The 17,159-nt window shown below is 38.1% G+C and carries 17 protein-coding genes and 1 riboswitch; of the genes, 9 read left to right on the top strand and 8 right to left on the bottom strand.

The window, feature by feature from the left end:
- Positions 1–64: 64 nt before the first annotated feature.
- Positions 65–1,081, top strand: a complete 1,017-nt coding sequence (locus ACZ5R4_RS11410; RefSeq protein ID WP_109983185.1) for a DUF3231 family protein — start codon at positions 65–67, stop codon at positions 1,079–1,081.
- Between the two features lie 87 nt (positions 1,082–1,168).
- Here the strand turns inward: ACZ5R4_RS11410 and ACZ5R4_RS11405 are convergent, their stop codons facing one another.
- The 5 genes from ACZ5R4_RS11405 to ACZ5R4_RS11385 form a co-directional block, all read right to left on the bottom strand.
- Positions 1,169–1,348: a hypothetical protein gene (locus ACZ5R4_RS11405; protein ID WP_109983184.1), complete on the bottom strand. Its 180-nt coding sequence runs from the start codon at positions 1,346–1,348 to the stop codon at positions 1,169–1,171.
- Between the two features lie 192 nt (positions 1,349–1,540).
- Positions 1,541–2,407 carry an SDR family oxidoreductase gene (locus tag ACZ5R4_RS11400; protein WP_464367323.1) on the bottom strand — a complete coding sequence of 289 codons (867 nt, stop codon included), beginning with the start codon at positions 2,405–2,407 and terminating at the stop codon, positions 1,541–1,543.
- Between the two features lie 10 nt (positions 2,408–2,417).
- Positions 2,418–2,600, bottom strand: a complete 183-nt coding sequence (locus ACZ5R4_RS11395; protein WP_054788108.1) for a small, acid-soluble spore protein, H family — start codon at positions 2,598–2,600, stop codon at positions 2,418–2,420.
- A 128-nt stretch (positions 2,601–2,728) separates the two neighbouring features.
- Positions 2,729–3,376, bottom strand: a complete 648-nt coding sequence (locus ACZ5R4_RS11390; RefSeq protein WP_464367322.1) for an SIMPL domain-containing protein — start codon at positions 3,374–3,376, stop codon at positions 2,729–2,731.
- 92 nt (positions 3,377–3,468) lie between these two features.
- Positions 3,469–4,941, bottom strand: coding sequence for a phospholipase D family protein (locus ACZ5R4_RS11385; RefSeq protein ID WP_464367321.1), 1,473 nt, complete (start codon positions 4,939–4,941; stop codon positions 3,469–3,471).
- A 163-nt stretch (positions 4,942–5,104) separates the two neighbouring features.
- Here ACZ5R4_RS11385 and ACZ5R4_RS11380 point away from each other — a divergent pair, with 163 nt between their 5' ends.
- Positions 5,105–6,058, top strand: a complete 954-nt coding sequence (locus ACZ5R4_RS11380; protein ID WP_054860113.1) for a D-2-hydroxyacid dehydrogenase — start codon at positions 5,105–5,107, stop codon at positions 6,056–6,058.
- Between the two features lie 38 nt (positions 6,059–6,096).
- Here ACZ5R4_RS11380 and ACZ5R4_RS11375 read toward each other — a convergent pair whose 3' ends face one another.
- Positions 6,097–6,780: a DUF421 domain-containing protein gene (locus tag ACZ5R4_RS11375; RefSeq protein ID WP_464367320.1), complete on the bottom strand. Its 684-nt coding sequence runs from the start codon at positions 6,778–6,780 to the stop codon at positions 6,097–6,099.
- A gap of 125 nt (positions 6,781–6,905) precedes the next feature.
- Between ACZ5R4_RS11375 and ACZ5R4_RS11370 the strand changes: the two genes are divergently transcribed.
- On the top strand, positions 6,906–7,616 hold the full coding sequence (locus ACZ5R4_RS11370; protein WP_054860114.1) for an EcsC family protein: 711 nt from the start codon (positions 6,906–6,908) through the stop codon (positions 7,614–7,616).
- Positions 7,617–7,670: 54 nt separating this feature from the next.
- Here ACZ5R4_RS11370 and ACZ5R4_RS11365 read toward each other — a convergent pair whose 3' ends face one another.
- Positions 7,671–8,816 carry an MFS transporter gene (locus ACZ5R4_RS11365; protein WP_464367319.1) on the bottom strand — a complete coding sequence of 382 codons (1,146 nt, stop codon included), beginning with the start codon at positions 8,814–8,816 and terminating at the stop codon, positions 7,671–7,673.
- 33 nt (positions 8,817–8,849) lie between these two features.
- A complete protein-coding gene (locus ACZ5R4_RS11360) occupies positions 8,850–9,548 on the bottom strand; it encodes an HAD family hydrolase (protein WP_109983177.1) in 699 nt (232 codons plus the stop codon).
- A gap of 180 nt (positions 9,549–9,728) precedes the next feature.
- Positions 9,729–9,808: riboswitch (ZMP/ZTP riboswitch) on the top strand.
- Positions 9,809–9,862: 54 nt separating this feature from the next.
- Between ACZ5R4_RS11360 and serC the strand changes: the two genes are divergently transcribed.
- From serC to ACZ5R4_RS11330, 6 genes are all read left to right on the top strand, one after another.
- On the top strand, positions 9,863–10,942 hold the full coding sequence (gene serC, locus ACZ5R4_RS11355) for a 3-phosphoserine/phosphohydroxythreonine transaminase (protein WP_464367318.1): 1,080 nt from the start codon (positions 9,863–9,865) through the stop codon (positions 10,940–10,942).
- A 147-nt stretch (positions 10,943–11,089) separates the two neighbouring features.
- The gene (locus ACZ5R4_RS11350) at positions 11,090–11,245 is read left to right on the top strand and encodes a hypothetical protein (protein WP_277678406.1); all 156 of its coding nucleotides are present in this window, start codon (positions 11,090–11,092) and stop codon (positions 11,243–11,245) included.
- Positions 11,217–12,950 (top strand): sensor histidine kinase, encoded by a 1,734-nt coding sequence (locus ACZ5R4_RS11345; protein WP_109983175.1) that lies wholly within the window; start codon positions 11,217–11,219, stop codon positions 12,948–12,950. The genes ACZ5R4_RS11350 and ACZ5R4_RS11345 overlap by 29 nt, the downstream gene beginning before the upstream one ends.
- Entirely contained in the window at positions 12,947–14,392 is a 1,446-nt protein-coding gene (locus ACZ5R4_RS11340) for a response regulator transcription factor (protein WP_109983174.1), read from the top strand. The genes ACZ5R4_RS11345 and ACZ5R4_RS11340 overlap by 4 nt, the downstream gene beginning before the upstream one ends.
- Positions 14,393–14,497: 105 nt before the next feature.
- A complete protein-coding gene (locus ACZ5R4_RS11335) occupies positions 14,498–16,192 on the top strand; it encodes an extracellular solute-binding protein (RefSeq protein ID WP_054788313.1) in 1,695 nt (564 codons plus the stop codon).
- Between the two features lie 75 nt (positions 16,193–16,267).
- Complete coding sequence (locus ACZ5R4_RS11330) at positions 16,268–17,158, top strand: ABC transporter permease (RefSeq protein ID WP_109983173.1); 891 nt, start codon at positions 16,268–16,270, stop codon at positions 17,156–17,158.
- The last annotated feature ends 1 nt before the right edge of the window (position 17,159 follow it).

Raw genomic sequence — 17,159 nt, 5'->3', positions numbered from 1 at the left:
CTCATATTTTTTCTGCTAATGGGAAAAGCTATTCCTTGACGTATTTCATTTGGGGGGTAGTGTAATGAGCAATAATCATCATAATACGAATAGATTAACTTCAGCAGAAATGGGGAAGCTTTGGGTGGCTTATACAGGGAATACGATGGCGACATGTGTGCTTAGTTACTATCTTCAGCATGTCGAAGATCGAGATATTAAAAAGGTTGTGGCAAAAGCATTAAAGCTAAGCGAAAAGCTGGTAAATAATATTAGAGATATATTCATGCAAGAAAAATTCCCTGTACCAATTGGTTTTACTAGTGAAGATGTGAACTTAGGCGCACCTCGGTTATTTGCGGATGAGTTTTATCTCCATTACTTGAAGTATACAAGTAAGGCTGGTATGAGTATTTATGCTATTGCTATCCCCATTATGACGAGAAAAGATACGAGAAACTTGTTTATTGAAACGTTTCATGAAACAGAAAAATTGATCAATGAGGTAAATGATACATTAATGAAGAAAGGCTTCTATACACCGCCGCCTCAAATCCCAATACCAGAAAAGGTGGACTTTATCAGCAAGCAAAATTATTTAAATGGGTTTTTTGGAGATATTCGATCCCTTCATGCACTAGAAATTGCCCATCTGTATGATGATAATGAAAATAACACAGCTAGTAAGGCTTTATTAATTGGTTTCAGCCAAGTAGCAAAAAATGAAAAAGTGAAAAAATTTATGTTAAAAGGAAAGGAAATAACGGCTAACCATATTGAGGCGTGTTCACAAATGCTGAATAAGGAACATTTGCCAACCCAACCTTTACTAGATGACTTAGTAACGACTTCTAATTTTGCTCCTTTTTCCGATAAGCTAATGCTTTGGCATAAAATAGACATGTTCTCCATGAAGATTCGATCCTACGCTAATGCTGCATCACTCAATGGAAGGCGTGACCTGGGTGTGATGCACGGTCGGTTTATGGTGGATATAGGGAAATATGTGCAGTCTGGTGCCAATATTATGATTGACCATGGTTGGATGGAACAGCCACCAAAAGCAACGAATCGTAAAGAACTAACAGATAATAAGGAATAGTTTTGGTGTTCCATCAAAATGCGGACATCTAAAGACAAAGGAACACATTCGCGAGAGAAGCGAATGTGTTCCTTTGGAAAACAATGTTTAGACTTTTGATTTAATCTTATCCAATAATCGTACTTTCCCAGTGCCTTCACATGTAGAGCAAGCAAGCTCCCCTTCGCCTCCACAATTCTCACATTTGTGAATGCCATAATCAATACCTTCTCCTGAGCATTTGCGGCAGCGGACTAACCCTTCACCATTACAACTGTTACATCTCATTGTCAATTCCTCCTTTTGAATTTTAAAACAAATGAGACAACGACTTGTTGTATAACAGGTATTGCTAGTTAATAAATACCCCGTTTATCTCTTGTTAATCCTAAAAATTGGATCTGTTTATAAAATGTAACATTGTTGTAATAATAACGAAAAAGCTAAAATGAAAATTCCATTCTGGCTTCCTTCTTTCGCTTAAGAGGAAGTCCATGATCCTCCATTAATATGAATAGCCTGTCCTGTCATATAAGAGGACTCGTCGGAAGCTAGCATCACATACGGCCATGCATGCTCTGATGGTTGACCAGGTCGTCCCATTAAACCATCCTGACCAAATTCCTCTACCGCATCTCCATCAAACGATGCAGGGATAAGTGGTGTCCATACAGGTCCTGGTGCAACGGAATTTGCTCGGATCCCTTTTTTGGCTAAGCTCTGAGCAATACTACGGGTAAATGCTGTGATGGCTCCTTTTGTTGCGGAATAATCCATGAGTATTCCATTCCCTTTATAGGCATTTATTGACGAAGTACTAATGATGGAATCACCAGCTCTCATATGTTTTACTGCAGCTTTCGTTAAATAGAACTGTGAGAAGAAATTTGTACGGAATACCTCTTCCATTTGTTCATTCGAAATGTCTAATACATCTTCTTTGATATATTGAATGGCGGCATTATTCACAAGAATATTTAGTTGTCCAAATTCGTCTACCGTCTTCTCGACAAGATGTACACAGTGTTCGGGATCTTTAATATCCCCAGGCAAGAGTAAGCACTTCACACCCTCTCTTTCGACTAGCTTTTTGGTCTCTTCGGCATCATTATCTTCATCAAAATAAGAGATGGCAAGATTGGCTCCTTCCTTTGCATAAACAATCGCAACTGCACGACCAATTCCACTGTCCCCACCAGTAATGAGAGCCGTTTTGCCCTTCAATCTACCGACACCTTTATAATCCAATGGCTTATGAGGCAATGGATTCATCTGTGATTCGATTCCTGGCTGTCTCTCTTGCTTCTGTCTCGGTGTAGATCCGTTTTGCATATCTCTTGGATTCATTGTTTACCTCCTATTCTTCTTCGTATAGCTCTGTCACGTCTACTTCAAATACTTCATCCGATTGTTTCGTATATCTTACTAAGACATTTTGGGTATCGTCATCTACATCGATAATATAAACATATTGCCCATTATGAAGAACATCCTTCATCACTGGATCGTCCTTAATCTCTTTTGCGCGCATTACATTCATGTTCATTACCTCCTTTGATCGGTTTGTTCTTCCTGTTCATCTCATTACCGTGATTGGAAGAATTTAAACATTTCCTCGGTAATTGCAATATAAATGTAAAAAAGCTCGTCAAAGAGACGAGCTGAATGCTAGTAATAGTAGGTGAATTTCATTTCTATATTTGCTTCTATTTCTATTTGTCCAGGCTCGATTGGGGCAGCAGCATTGCTTGCTTTCAAACTATAGGCTTGAAAGGGCTGTGGTCTACTAGGCATGAGCTCGGTAATGTGGAAGGGGACAGGAAAGAGTTGCACACGAATAGTTTGGGTCATAGTTTGTGCTTTTTGATAAGCGTTTTGTATAGCGAGTTGGAGTGCTTGTCGATAGTAGCGATGATCATCACTTAATGTAAAAACGATATTAGAAATATGATTTGCGCCATTTTGAACGGCTGTGTCGATTATTAGTCCGGTCTGAGCTAAATCTGTCACTCTTATCGATAGCCTATTAGTTACCTGATAACCTTTAAGGACAGGATTCCCATCCTGATAATCGTATTGGGGATAAATCGAATACTCAATTGTTTGGATATTTTCTTGAGTAATAGGAATAGACAGCAGTGCCTGATAGAGCCGATTCATGATAATAGCATTCTCTTCCTGTGCAGTTAACGCATCTGCTGCCTCTGTTACCACTCCTAATTCCAATTCGGCTACATCTGGTCGTACTTGTAACATGCCCGTACCAAAAACCTTTAGAGAAGGTTGATTCCATTCTTTATGAAAATGATTGGACATTCTCTCCCTCCATTCTTTTTCGATAATTTAGTCTATTCGTAGAGGGGGGAAAAATATGTGAATCTGAGAAAAAGTAGCTTAGGAAATTAGCTCTAATAAGTAGTAAACATCGTAAATTTTTGCAAGGTATAGCCTATTTTTCGTACGATGTTTATCGAATCGGCATATTCCTTATACGCTAAAGTATAGACAGCATCCTCATTATTCCAAATTCTGCGAAAATATTGATCGACCTCCTGTACTACTTTCTGGTGATTAGCCGAAGAGATCGAGAGGTTACTCTCTAAATTATAATTATTGAGATTTCTCGCAGTGAAATTACTAGAGCCGACTACTATCTCACTCGTGGCCTGACCATGAACATAAAAAATCTTAGAATGATACTGCTCCTTGTTGATGTTATACCACCTAATCGTAATATTTTCTGAATGATCATTCTGTAATTCACTAGCAACAGGGATATTCGGTAATCCTACCTTTTCATGGCCAAAAGCATTTTGATTCGGATCAAGAATGATTCTAATCGATGCTCCACGGTCAGCAGCGTCTTTTAGTGAGTCAATAATCGTTCGGTCTGCTAAATAAAACATGCCAATCCAAATTTCATCTTCGGCTGTTGTGTCCTTTATCGCTTGAATCACCCTTTTCTCTGTTTGTTTCTCTGTAACAATTTGTGCTTGAATAGTATCTTTTTTTGATGGGGTAGTTGTTTCAAGCAATGGGTCTAATTCCTTTTCGGTTGGAAATAAGGAGGTATCCCCTCCAGAGAATGCGGCAACTGCCTGCTCAGACTCAATGAGGTCTTTTAGGATAGCCCCTTTTACTTTAAAGCCAACATTAGAATGAAAGCCACTCGCATCATGAGGATTACCTGATAATATCAATCCATTGTCCTCCGAAATAACGACTTTACGATGGTTTGCTTTAATATTTAATAGCTTTAAGTAAGAACGTGCGGTAACATTTGGAGACTTATTACCAAATGGATTGGTGATCCAGCCAGTACCTTCTTGACCAAACCACTTGACAAACATTCGCCAAAAACCAGAATAAAGCGGGTTGGGATCTCTTAATCTATTTAAATCCGTATAGATGACTTCTGCACCTATTTGACTTAATGGCTCTATATGCTGAGCCTTATGAGATCCGTAGGTTGTATTAATTGGATCTGTAATAAAGATAATTTCTAGATCAGGGTATTTTTCCTTCTGTTTCATTATTTTTTGCCGAATGGTGCGACTAATAGGAGGGAAGTCTCTTCCTATAGCCGACGTTTCATTCATCATGAAAAAATCAAGGATTAAAAATTCCTCCGCATTTTCGATCGTTTGATAAACTTGTTCAAATATTTCTTGTTCGTGTATTTCCTTTCCATTCTTTTGATAGGTTAAATCATACAAAAATTCTATCTCACTATCGGTCAAATGGTGAATATTGCCTTTGTAGTTGATTCCCTTAGGTAGAGGCTTCTGTTGATGGTAGAAAATAGTACTAATATAGATAATCGATAACACAAAGAGGACCCGAAGTGATCTTTTTTGATACCATTTATGACGTTTCTTCATCGCTGCTTGCTCCTTCAAAAAAATTAAAGTCTATTATCTATACCCTCTTTTTATACTTCTATCACCTTGATTTTTCATCATGAAAAATGAATCTATTTTAATAATCATCTATAATATAAGGTGGGAAGAATATTCAAATGACTAACTAAAAATAGGAGGATCTATGACGATTCGAACGATTGCAGTAAACCTCGATTTGAAGGAGAAGGAGCTAGAATGGATACAGAATCATGCCCAAGATTGGAATGTCATAGCTGGTGCTGATTTGTCAGCAGAAGAGTTATTACAAGCAGAGATTATGTTGAATTGGAAAAAAGGAGTAAGAGATATTTTATCAGAGAGTAATAGGTTAAGGTGGGTGCAAACATGGAGTGCAGGTGTCAACCGTCTTCCGTTAGAACAATTAAAAGCAAAGGGAATCCATCTAACGAGTGCGAATGGTGTCCATGCCTATCCTATTTCTGAGACGATTTTTGCCATGTTATTAGGCTTTACTCGAAGAATAGATACCTATGTCCGTCAACAGCAGCTGAAGAAATGGGAGCATGCGAATTTAAGAAAAGAGATTCATGAAAAAACAATAGGAATTCTTGGTATTGGTGCGATTGGATTAGAGACGGCAAGAATAGCGAAGGCATTCGGAATGAAGGTGCTAGGAATGCGTTATTCTGGAAGGTCAGCAGAATATGTTGATCAAATGTATAAACCAAAGGAGTTGGATAAATTATTACCACAGTGTGACTATGTGGTGATCACCCTTCCCTTAACAGAACAAACGAAGGATATGTTTACCACTAAGGAATTCAAACTAATGAAAGAGAACGCATTCCTTGTTAATATTGGTCGAGGGCCGATTATAAAAGAAGCTGATTTAATACAAGCATTAGAAAAAAACGAAATAGCAGGAGCAGGCCTTGATGTTTTTGTCGAAGAACCATTAGCTGTCGATAGTCCACTTTGGGAAATGGAAAATGTGATTATTACACCACATACAGCAGGTTCAACAGAATATTATACGGAACGTGTGATCAGGGATATTTTTCTGCCTAATTTCAAGGCCTATCTCCAAACAGGTAAGCCGACGACCAACCTTGTAAATTACAGTAGAGGATATTAGATCCCTTCATTCTCCATCAATGGGGTGAAGGGACCCCCTTATTTAATTGGTGGTACAAATAAGGGGTCTTGATTGAATTTTGAAATATGTAAATCCTTCTGGCGGTTAATCGAAGCAAAGAATACATCCTCTAGCTGTTCAATATTAGACTCATGCAATTTCTTTATTAACCATTCCTTATCCACATGTAGTGCAGGAAGAACATCCTCCATGATTTTTCCTTCCAATACAACAGGAAAGGAAATAGGTAATGGGGAAGACTTTGCCTTTAAGACACTCAATTCACCGTTTGCTTCAATTATGGCTGTCTCCACTTCTCTTATGTCGAATATTTCATTATTTCGTAGCATTTCCAATATGTTAGAAACCGTGTAACCTATTTTCTTTAAGTTTTGATTTAAAAATATTCCATCTTGGATGACAATCGTTGCTTCAAATGTTACTACTTGATCTACCTTTTGACTTGCTATTTTTAGATGGGCAACCGTTTTTTGCAATAGGGCGATTACTATAATTGCAAAAATAGTTGGTAAATGGTTAATATTAGGATCGGCGATATCTGCTCCAACTACAGATGCTAAGGTTATAATAACTAAGAAATCGAAAACGGGTAATTCCCCTACTGCTCGTTTACCCATGAATAGTGTGATCACGAGTAATAAAGGCAAAATGGTTAGGACTCTCCATCCAACGAGTAATAGGTCTTTCAGTAAATCCTCCATCTGTTTTCACCTCAAATAATTGTGTATTGCTATTTTTTCCACCTCCTTAGGATCCATGCATAATTAGGAAACCTTTTTCAAATTCCTTCGTATAAGAAGTAAACAAAGAATGGAGCGATTGATTCATGAATAACTATGAAGAAAAAGTATATCAAGAAATGATGGAATGGGAGCTAAAAATACTTAGAAACAAAAGTATGGTCCAGAGGCTTTCTAAAAAGGCTCAGAACAAGATAAATAGTTATATACCAGAGAAAGCCCACACCGTCATAACAGAAGCTATCAAACATATGGTGAAGGCAACCCTTGTTGGATCTGACTTTACCACTTCAAAAAAGCCTAGCAGCTTATACTCATTGGAAGAAAAGGAAAAATTAGTCGAAGAAAAAATCACTTCTTATCGAAAAACAGCAGCAATTGAAGGAGCGGGTACTGGTGCAGGAGGTATCCTTCTAGGACTTGCTGATTTCCCCTTACTGCTATCGATTAAAATGAAGCTTTTGTTTGAATTAGCCTCTATCTATGGATATGATACCAAAAATTATGAAGAGCGATTATTTTTGCTACACATTTTTCAACTTGCCTTTGCAAACGATGATCGTAAAAGAGAGGTATATTATTTTATCAAACATTGGGAGGAAGAAAAGGAGAAGCTAGTCGATGTGGATTGGCGCGTTTTCCAACAGGAATATCGTGATTATATTGATTTAGTAAAATTATTTCAGATGATTCCAGGTATTGGGGCGGTCGTAGGTGCATATGCCAATTATAATCTTGTCGACCAGCTCGGAGAAACGGCAAAAAATTGCTATCGACTTCGGATTTTTGGTGAATAGCATAAATTAACCCTTCCGTCGATAGAAATTTTATTCAGAATAGACAGTTTTCTTTTAAAGCTTCACATAATAGTAGTAAATACCTAATGCTAATATCGATAGGATAATTCCAGAAACATAAGGCAAATAAATAGCTAGTCCGTATAGCATTCCGCCCAGGGAGGGCCCGATAATTCGACCTAATGAATCAAAGGAAGACAGCATACCTGTTACCTGTCCATAGCCTGATTTTGCCTTTTTCGTTAGTAAGGAAGAAACGGCAGGGCGAATCAAGCCATTTCCAATTCCGAAAATCGTTAAAAAGATAGCAGCCGTTAAGAAGCTGTTCACTAACAGAATTGTCGCAAAGCCAATGGTGGAAACGATAATACCGATTTGAATAACATTGCCTTCCCCGAATTTTTTCGTCATTTTACCGACAAGTCCGCCTTGTACAACGGCTCCAGCTAAGCCCATGATCATAAAAATATAGCCAAGCTCCGTTGTTCCTAATCCTGCTTTGTCATCGGCAAAATAGGCAAAAGTAGCCTCAAGACCAGCAAGAGAAATCGACACAAACCATTGTAGTATAAATAACGGTGCTGTTGGATCCTTGATTGCCTTTAAGAAGGAAGGTCGATTTCTTTGTTGCTCGACTGCTTGATCTTTATCCAGTGACTCCTTCAACACAAGCATAACGAGTATTAAGGTAATAAGGGAAGAGCCTCCCGCTAACAAAAATGGGGTCGAAAGATTATTTTCTGAAAAAATACCACCAATCGCTGGTCCAAAAATAAACCCTAATCCAACAGAGGCCCCGATAATCCCCATCCCTTTACTGCGGTTCTCTTCTGTTGTGATATCTGCCACATATGCCATGACAGTAGGCATATTCGCAGCCGAAAGAAATCCACCGATAATTCTAGCAGCAAATAGCATCCATAAATGGGAAGCAAAGGCCATTAGAAAAAAGGATAAAGCAAGACCTGAGATCCCTAATAATAAAACAGGCTTTCTCCCTATGCGATCAGAGATTCTCCCCCACATTGGTGAGAATAGAAATTGCATTAAAGAATAAACAGACATCAATAAGCCTAATTCCAGCGGAGATGCCCCTAACTCCTCTGCATAAAAAGGTAGAACCGGAATAATAATCCCAAATCCGACCATAACTAGAAACATTACAGCAAATAATATCGCTAAAACTTTTTTAGATTTCACAGATGTTCACTCCAACTGAATAGAATATACCTCTCACTTAAGAAACCATGATACTAATTCTTTTGGATGATAAGCCGTGTAATTAGGCTGCCACTTAGGAAGATCGATCGTCCGCTTTCGGTGGTTCATCCAAATTGCCTGCCATCCCATTTGCTTCGCCCCGACAATATCATTTTCATAGGAATCCCCAATATACACTGTTTTTTCTTTATTGAGCTTTAATTGGTCTTCCATATATCGAAAGACTTCCCTACTAGGCTTTGAATGACCAATTGCACCTGAGACAAAAATATGGGTTGCTGGAATCCAATGAGATAAGCCTAGCTGTTTTACCTTCATCATTTGATGGGCTTCTTCTCCATTTGTGAGAATCGCTAGCTGTTTTTTTTGTGAAAGAAGGTGATCTAATAATTGTTTTAATTCCTCAAATAAAGTAATTTGTTTTTGCTCTTGCAAGTATTTTTGTTGAAAACTGACAGCGTCTTGATAGCTTATAGCTAATCCAAACTCTTCACATGCCTTTGTTATACGATAGGTTTGTAGCTCTAAAGCAGTGATTTCCCCATTCATGTGTTTTTCAAAGACTTCATCACTATATTTTCTACTAGTGATATAAAGAGCCTCCAACTCTGCATCAATGAAATCCTGCTGGAATTGTTGTTTTACTGTATTCTTAAATGGTAGTAATTGATCATATAATGTATCATCTACATCGAAAATAATCGTATCCATTTGCGTCATCCTCATGATAAAAATGTCCTCATAAATTTTATCATAGTTTGATGGGTGGAAGGAATGTATTTACATGAAACGAGTCAATATTTCGTCAAAATATCTCGAAATTGTTAACAAACTTTGCGAATTTAGGATTGAAAAGTTATCAAAATATTGTTAAAATTATCACAAAGTATGAAGGCTATGTGTAACTGGCGAGATGCGGAAAACCGTAAGGGAGCACATAGTATCGATAGCCGCTCGCCTGGGCAAGGGTAAGGAGTTATTCCTTACCTCTTTCTATTTATAATCATTTCAAGGAGTGTGGTTAGATGAAAAGAGTATATAACTTCTCTGCTGGTCCATCAATGCTACCATTAGAAGTATTAGAAAAGGCACAAGCGGAATTACCAAGCTATAACGATTCAGGTATGTCTGTGATGGAGCTTAGCCATCGTTCTGGTTTGTTCACAGAAATCATAACAGAGGCAGAAGCACTACTACGTGAATTATTGAATATTCCAAGCCATTATAAAGTATTATTTATTCAAGGTGGTGCGTCACAGCAATTCGCCATGGTGCCACTTAACCTGATGAAAAATGGCAAAGCGGATTTCGTGCATACAGGATCCTGGTCCAAAAAGGCGATGAAGGAAGCAGAAAAATACGGTAAAGTGAATGTCATTGCTTCTTCTGAAGATGATAACTTTACCTATATTCCAAATATAGATCCAACAACATTAGACCCAGATGCGGATTATGTTCACATTACAACGAACAATACGATTGAAGGAACAGCCTTCCAAGAGATTCCTGATACAGGAAAAGTCCCACTCGTTGCGGATATGTCTTCAAATATATTATCAGAAGAAATCGATGTATCGCAATTTGGTATAATTTACGCTGGGGCACAAAAAAATATTGGTCCAGCGGGATTAACGGTGGTTATAATCCGAGAAGATCTAATAGGAAATGCGAAGGACATTTGCCCAACAATGCTAGACTATAAAACACATAGTGAAAGTGGTTCTTTATATAATACACCACCAACATTTGCTATTTATATGGCAAAGCTAGTTTTCGAATGGGTGAAGGAGCTTGGTGGACTGAAAGCAATGCAAGAGCGAAATGAGAAAAAGGCAGCTATACTCTATGACTATATTAGTCAATCCGATTTTTATCAATCTCCAGTAGCAGAGGATAGTCGTTCTATTATGAACATTCCTTTTGTTATTCCGAATCACGATTTAGATGCTAAGTTTATCAAAGAGGCACAAGCAGAAGGACTAGAAACATTAAAGGGTCACCGCTCTGTTGGTGGAATGCGTGCAAGTATCTATAACGCAATGCCAGTGGAAGGTGTAGAAGCATTCGTTGCATTTATGAAAAAATTCGAAGCAGAAAATAAATGATGAACCAGTAATCCCAGAGGTAACTATCTACTTCTGGGATTCTTAATTATGGAGGGAAAAGGCCAAGATAAAAGGATAAGCCAACCACCACGTTAAGATTCATCCACGAAACAAAAATTCAGAGGGCTAGCCCGCACTTTTTCTATATTGAAAAGAACCATGTTCCGTGCTAAAGTAACAATAGCTTTTTTTATCACAGTTACTAGTGGGGAAGAAGAAACCCCACAGCTTGGTGTCTTCTTTAATGAAAACGCTTTCCTAAGAGGTGGAATAAATGAAGAGATTAAACAAATTACGCAATGATTTACAATCCTTAAGCTTGAAAAGTAGAATTGCCATTCTATTTGCCATTAGTACATTTATACCCTTAATGTTTACAGTGCTATTTTCTTATCACACGATGTCAACCATTTTAACGAATAAACTTCATACAAACTTCAACAGTAACTTACACCAAATTAGTCTTACTATCGAAAATACGATCAATGATATGAACTATGTATCGCAACAGATTGATTTCTCTGAAAATATCCAATTTCGATTAAAAACCTACCTCAAAATGGAGGATTCTCTTGAGAAAACAAGACTCTATGAAGATATTAAAAATGAGTTGAATTTGATCACCTTTAGTAATCCAAATATTGGACTTTCCCTTATTTATGTAGAGAAAGAGAACAAGTACTTATTTAATAGTCACGGGGTCAAGGATGAATTTCATTTGCGCAATCAACCTTTATTTATTAAAGGATATAAAATTGATAATTTCGGTCCACATGTAAGCATGGAAAGATACAATGACAAGTATGTATTATCGACAGTAAGGCAGTTAGATATGGATTATGAAAATCATGTTTATTTATATATGGAGTCAAATTTAGATTTAACGAGAAATATAGTAGAAAAAGACAATGTCCTCAATCATACAAGCTATTTACTTCTCAACAAGCAAAATGAAGTCATTTACAGTGAGGAGCAAGAGGAATTTCCACTACAAACACCATTTTTCCGTGAAGAGCATTTGGACGAGGATGGGACACGAAACGGCTATTATTGGTTCAAACAAACAACCGATCGTGGCTGGAGTGTGGTATCCCTTATTTCTATTGCTCAGTATAAACAGGAGATTAACGAGTGGATGATCCTAATGCTCTATATGGCTATTCTATTCGTATTGGTTAGCTTAATTGTTGGGTTGTTGCTATGGAAGACTTTTTACCGACCACTTCATCAACTAAACAGTGAGATCAAGCTGATGAGTAACCATAATTTTGCCTCAGAAGTAGTTAGCACAAAAATCCCCGAATTTGTCGATTTGCTCAGTCATTTTCGTAAAATGAAAAAACAAATAACGAATTTGATCCAAGCGATTGAACAAAAGGAAAGAAACCGTGCTGATTTAGAAGTCGAGAAGCTATTGCATCAAATAAATCCACATTTTCTCATGAACACATTAGACACAGCAAGATGGTTGGCTGTAGCCGGTAACAAAGAAGAGGTGACCCATTTATTAACAGCATTAAATAAATTACTTTATTATAACATGGGGAAGCTAGGGAACTCCTCCACCTTAAATCAAGAGATTGATTCAGTGAAGCAATACCTAGAGCTCCAACAAATTAGATATGATTTTGATTATAAAATAGAGCTATTCATAGCTGATAGCTTGCTAGAATCATCCGTTCCTAGATTTATCCTACAGCCAATTGTCGAAAATTCTATCTATCATGGGTTAGAGGATGATGGTTCTATTCGAATTGCCATAACGAATGACCCTCATAATATGATGATAAAGGTGAGTGATAATGGTCGAGGAATGAGTGAGGAGGATATTCAAAGGATTTGGCAGAAGGACCAGCAGAAAGAAAAGGGAATGGGCATTGGACTACATTATGTTAAACAAATATTGGACCGGACATATGAAGGGCGTGCAAGTATCGATATTTTCAGTAGTACTAACAATGGGACAGATGTTGTGCTGACTATACCAATAGGGGAGGAATTTTCATGATCAAGGTGCTTTTAGTAGAAGATGATAAATTGGTTAGAAAAAGTCTGATCACAGCGTTCGACTGGGCTAAGTTTGATATGGAGATTGTTGGAGATAGCAAAAATGGGGAGAAGGCATTGGAATTTTTACGCGAACAAAAGGTAGATCTAATCATTACTGATTTAGCGATGCCGATAATGTCAGGTATTGAACTAATTCGTAAGGTAAAGCAATGGTATCCCTCTGTTTTTATTGTCGTATTGTCCCTCCATCAGGATTTTGAATATATTCAAGAAGCGATGCGATTAGGTGCGATTGACTATATTGCGAAGGTGGAGCTCGATACGAATAGTATGGATGAAACATTGGAAAGAATTCATAATCGTATACAGAGTGAGCAATCAAATAAAACGATACCCCCAGAATCATCAATAGGAAATGGCTGGATACTGATCAGCGAAAGTGATCTAGAAGGCTATGTCAATATGATCAAGGATACATGCAAGCAAAAGGAATTCTTCTATCTTGAAACAGATGCCTTATTTGTTCCGTCTAAGGATGAACGGTTTCTAGATAGACTGTATTCAATGAATAGGAAGGATTATTTATTAATCATTGAGCTGGATGAACAAAAAAAGTATAAGTTAGATGATTTAAGGCAATGGCTACAACGACATAAGGATCGTTTGCTTTTCTATGAAACTATATCAGACCAGTCAATTACATGTATACCGTTGGAAAAAGTGAGGATGCAGGAGTACAACAAAGAAGAAAAGCAACGACAAATAGAGCAACTAATTCATGATACTAAAGCAATGCAATGGGTGTTTCACGAGGAAGTGCTAGCTAGCATTCTATCAAGACTTCAACATTTACGACTTACAAGTCACAAGTTGAATGAATTGCTCATGATCGGATTAGGGGAATGCCGAAAAATATATTCTCTTCTGACGATGAAGCCATTAGAATTACCAGAGTACTTCTCTTACTGGGTAGAGGTGGAAGAATGGTTTAATGAAGCACAGGATAGTATGTTTCGTGCAATGTATAGGCCATCCGTCTCAAAGGAAACAACCGCAAGTATATTAGAGGCTGTTTCGATCATTCATGAGCAACTTTCTACTAATCTAACGGCAGCAGATGTCGCAGAAAAGGTTCATATGAGCAGAAGTTATTTTAGTGTCTGTTTTAAGCAAGTGATGGGGGAAACTTTTCATGAATATGTAAGATTAGCACGGACGAAGCAGGCAATGGATTATTTCATGCATACTAATGAGAAGGTTGCCACAGTCGCTGAAAAAGTAGGCTATACCGATGTCAAATATTTTAGCAAAGTATTCAAAAAATCAACCGGTTTCCTACCAAGTGCTTATCGAAAAAAATACGCAGGAGGAAATTTGTTTGATAAACAGGAGACGATTGTTTCGGAATTAAACACAAAAAAGGACATCGATGAAGAATAGAACAATTACCCCCTATAATCTCGGAACATTTCACTGATTGAATACGCTTACAAAAATGCTACGATATAGATGTGAAAATAAAAAGGTTAGAAAGGGGATGGCAAGATGAGGAGAAAGTTCTTAGGTGTTTTCATTATTTTTCTTTCATTATTCTTAGTAGCATGCACCGGTGACTCCAAGGAAAGTAGCAGTGAAGAAGGGTCTGGAGAGCAGCCAGGAACAACTGGAGATATGGATCCATTTGGTAAATATGAAGAGCCGATTACCATAGCGATTGGACAGGAGGTAGATCCAACAGACACCAGCTTACAGGATGGGGACACACCATTAGATAATCAGTATACACGTCATGTAAAGGAGCATTTAAATATTGATGTGGAACATGCCTTTACAGCATCTCCTGCCAATTACGATCAAAAGGTAAGCTTGGCCATTGCAAGTAATGATTTGCCTGATGCGATGGTAGTTGGGCCAGTAGAGCTTAGGCAAATGGTAGAGGCTGATCAGATAGCAGATTTAACAAAGGTTTATGAAAATTATGCTTCACCTGCAATTAAGGAAATCATTGATAGCTCGGAAGGGGTAGCATTGGAGAATGCCACTTTTGATGGGAAAATCATGGCAATACCAAATTCACAGGCTGGTGCAGATGGTGTTCATAACCTGTGGATAAGAAAGGATTGGTTGGATAAGCTCGGATTAGAACCGCCAAAGACCGTCGAGGATCTTAAGGCAGTGGCCAAAGCTTTTGTCGAACAAGATCCAGATGGGAATGGAAGTGATGACACGATTGGGTTAGCGGGACCGGATACGAGCAATAAGCTCTATGCCAATTTTCTAGAATCAACGAACAATTTATACGGTTTTGACGGCATCTTCTCTGCATTACACGCCTATCCAGGTTACTGGATAGAAGGAGATGATGGGCAACCTGTTTATGGTTCGATATTACCGGAAACAAAGGAAGCTCTTGCTGTTCTACGGGATATGTATAGTGAAGGATTGATTGACCCGGAAATGGGCGTGCGTGAGGATTCAGGTGAATCGATTATTAGTGGGAATACTGGAATGTTTTTCGGTCCGTTTTGGATGCCATATGGTCCACTTACGGATGCTATTACCAATAATCCAGACGCTAATTGGCAGTCCTATGCCCTACCATTGGATGCAAATGGGGAATATACTCCTCACTTAAGCACAACAACAACACAATATGTCGTCGTGCGAAAAGGATATGAGCATCCAGAAGCAGCGATGAAAATATTAAATAATTTGTTGGCACATGAATCAGAATTTGACCCAAGTATTGGAGGGCCAGGCTATTATCCACTACGGCTAGTTTATGCACCAGCAGATGAAATGGAGGTTACTACCATTGCGCTAAGAGAAGTGTTGGCCGGAACGAAGGAACCTGAGGATTATTACAATATGCCGGCATATAAACTATTAAAATCAGATGTGGATCAGATCCATGAGGTGAAGCTAGAGCCGTACGATAATACGGATATTCAATATTGGGATCCTGATGCGAATTTGGGGTATTGGACTAGAGCCTATTCGGCTTTAGTAGGGACAGCACCACTAGTGGACACAGAAATAAAAGGAGTAAAGAGCTTAATTTATTCCCAAACAAAAACAATGGAAGATCGTTGGGTGAACCTGAAAAAGCTCGAAGAAGAAACCTTTATGAAAATTATTATTGGTACAGAACCGCTAGATGCGTTTGATCAGTTTGTGGAAAATTGGAAGAGTCAAGGCGGTGAGCAAATTACCGACGAAGTAGCCGAAATTGCGCAGTAAATAATAGAGAAGGCGTCGAAGCTAATCGACGCCTTAACTGATATCTATATCTAAAAGTTTTTAGGAGTGTGGGTGATGAAGACAAAAGGATTTGCGAAGCATTACTATATGATGATGGCTCCTGGGCTCTTATGGTTAGTGTTATTTAGTATTGTTCCGATGTTTGGAATTGTGATTGCCTTCCAGGATTTTAACCCGGGCAAGGGGATTCTTGGATCAGAATTTATTGGACTCGAAACCTTTAAATACATGTTCACACTTAGTGATACACTAAATGTTTTTTATAATACGATAATCATTGCCATCATGAAAATTATTGGAAACTTAATTGTGCCATTAGTGTTTGCGTTAATGCTTAATGAGATACGCTATATCGGCTTAAAGCGGTCGATTCAGACAATTGTCTATCTACCGCATTTTCTCTCCTGGGTTATTTTAGGTGGTGTGCTGCTAGATATATTTGCCTATCAGGGGCCGATTAACCAGCTCCTTGGTATATTTGGTGTCGAACCAATTCTGTTTTTTGCCCAAGCAGATCTCTTTCCTTTTCTAGTAGTAGGAAGTGATGTGTGGAAGGAATTCGGCTTTAATACAATAATTTATCTAGCTGCACTAACTGGAATTAATCCTGCCCTGTATGAGGCAGCAGGAATTGATGGGGCTTCTAGATTTAGAATGCTCTGGCATGTCACCTTACCTGGCATACGAACCACTGCTGTTTTACTAGCTGTATTAAGTCTAGGAAATGTGCTAAATGCAGGATTTGATCAGATATTTAACCTTTATAATCCACTCGTCTATTCGACGGGAGATATTATTGATACATGGGTGTATCGTGCTGGATTATTAAATTTACAATATGAATTAGCGACAGCTGTAGGGCTACTAAAATCTGTGGCAGGCTTTATTTTAATCAGTCTTTCCTATTTCTTAGCCTATAAGTTTACCAATTATCGAATCTTTTAAA

Source organism: Gracilibacillus sp. JCM 18860 (assembly GCF_055395245.1).
This window is presented reverse-complemented; position numbering and strand designations above follow the sequence as displayed.

What these genes read in the sequence shown, in the direction of transcription:
- ACZ5R4_RS11410 (WP_109983185.1), top strand. Translation starts at nt 65, where the DNA reads ATGAGCAATAATCATCATAATACGAATAGATTAACTTCAGCAGAAATG.
- ACZ5R4_RS11405 (WP_109983184.1), bottom strand. Translation starts at nt 1,348, where the DNA reads ATGAGATGTAACAGTTGTAATGGTGAAGGGTTAGTCCGCTGCCGCAAA.
- ACZ5R4_RS11400 (WP_464367323.1), bottom strand. Translation starts at nt 2,407, where the DNA reads ATGAATCCAAGAGATATGCAAAACGGATCTACACCGAGACAGAAGCAA.
- ACZ5R4_RS11395 (WP_054788108.1), bottom strand. Translation starts at nt 2,600, where the DNA reads ATGAATGTAATGCGCGCAAAAGAGATTAAGGACGATCCAGTGATGAAG.
- ACZ5R4_RS11390 (WP_464367322.1), bottom strand. Translation starts at nt 3,376, where the DNA reads ATGTCCAATCATTTTCATAAAGAATGGAATCAACCTTCTCTAAAGGTT.
- ACZ5R4_RS11385 (WP_464367321.1), bottom strand. Translation starts at nt 4,941, where the DNA reads ATGAAGAAACGTCATAAATGGTATCAAAAAAGATCACTTCGGGTCCTC.
- ACZ5R4_RS11380 (WP_054860113.1), top strand. Translation starts at nt 5,105, where the DNA reads ATGACGATTCGAACGATTGCAGTAAACCTCGATTTGAAGGAGAAGGAG.
- ACZ5R4_RS11375 (WP_464367320.1), bottom strand. Translation starts at nt 6,780, where the DNA reads ATGGAGGATTTACTGAAAGACCTATTACTCGTTGGATGGAGAGTCCTA.
- ACZ5R4_RS11370 (WP_054860114.1), top strand. Translation starts at nt 6,906, where the DNA reads ATGAATAACTATGAAGAAAAAGTATATCAAGAAATGATGGAATGGGAG.
- ACZ5R4_RS11360 (WP_109983177.1), bottom strand. Translation starts at nt 9,548, where the DNA reads ATGGATACGATTATTTTCGATGTAGATGATACATTATATGATCAATTA.
- serC (WP_464367318.1), top strand. Translation starts at nt 9,863, where the DNA reads ATGAAAAGAGTATATAACTTCTCTGCTGGTCCATCAATGCTACCATTA.
- ACZ5R4_RS11345 (WP_109983175.1), top strand. Translation starts at nt 11,217, where the DNA reads ATGAAGAGATTAAACAAATTACGCAATGATTTACAATCCTTAAGCTTG.
- ACZ5R4_RS11340 (WP_109983174.1), top strand. Translation starts at nt 12,947, where the DNA reads ATGATCAAGGTGCTTTTAGTAGAAGATGATAAATTGGTTAGAAAAAGT.
- ACZ5R4_RS11335 (WP_054788313.1), top strand. Translation starts at nt 14,498, where the DNA reads ATGAGGAGAAAGTTCTTAGGTGTTTTCATTATTTTTCTTTCATTATTC.
- ACZ5R4_RS11330 (WP_109983173.1), top strand. Translation starts at nt 16,268, where the DNA reads ATGAAGACAAAAGGATTTGCGAAGCATTACTATATGATGATGGCTCCT.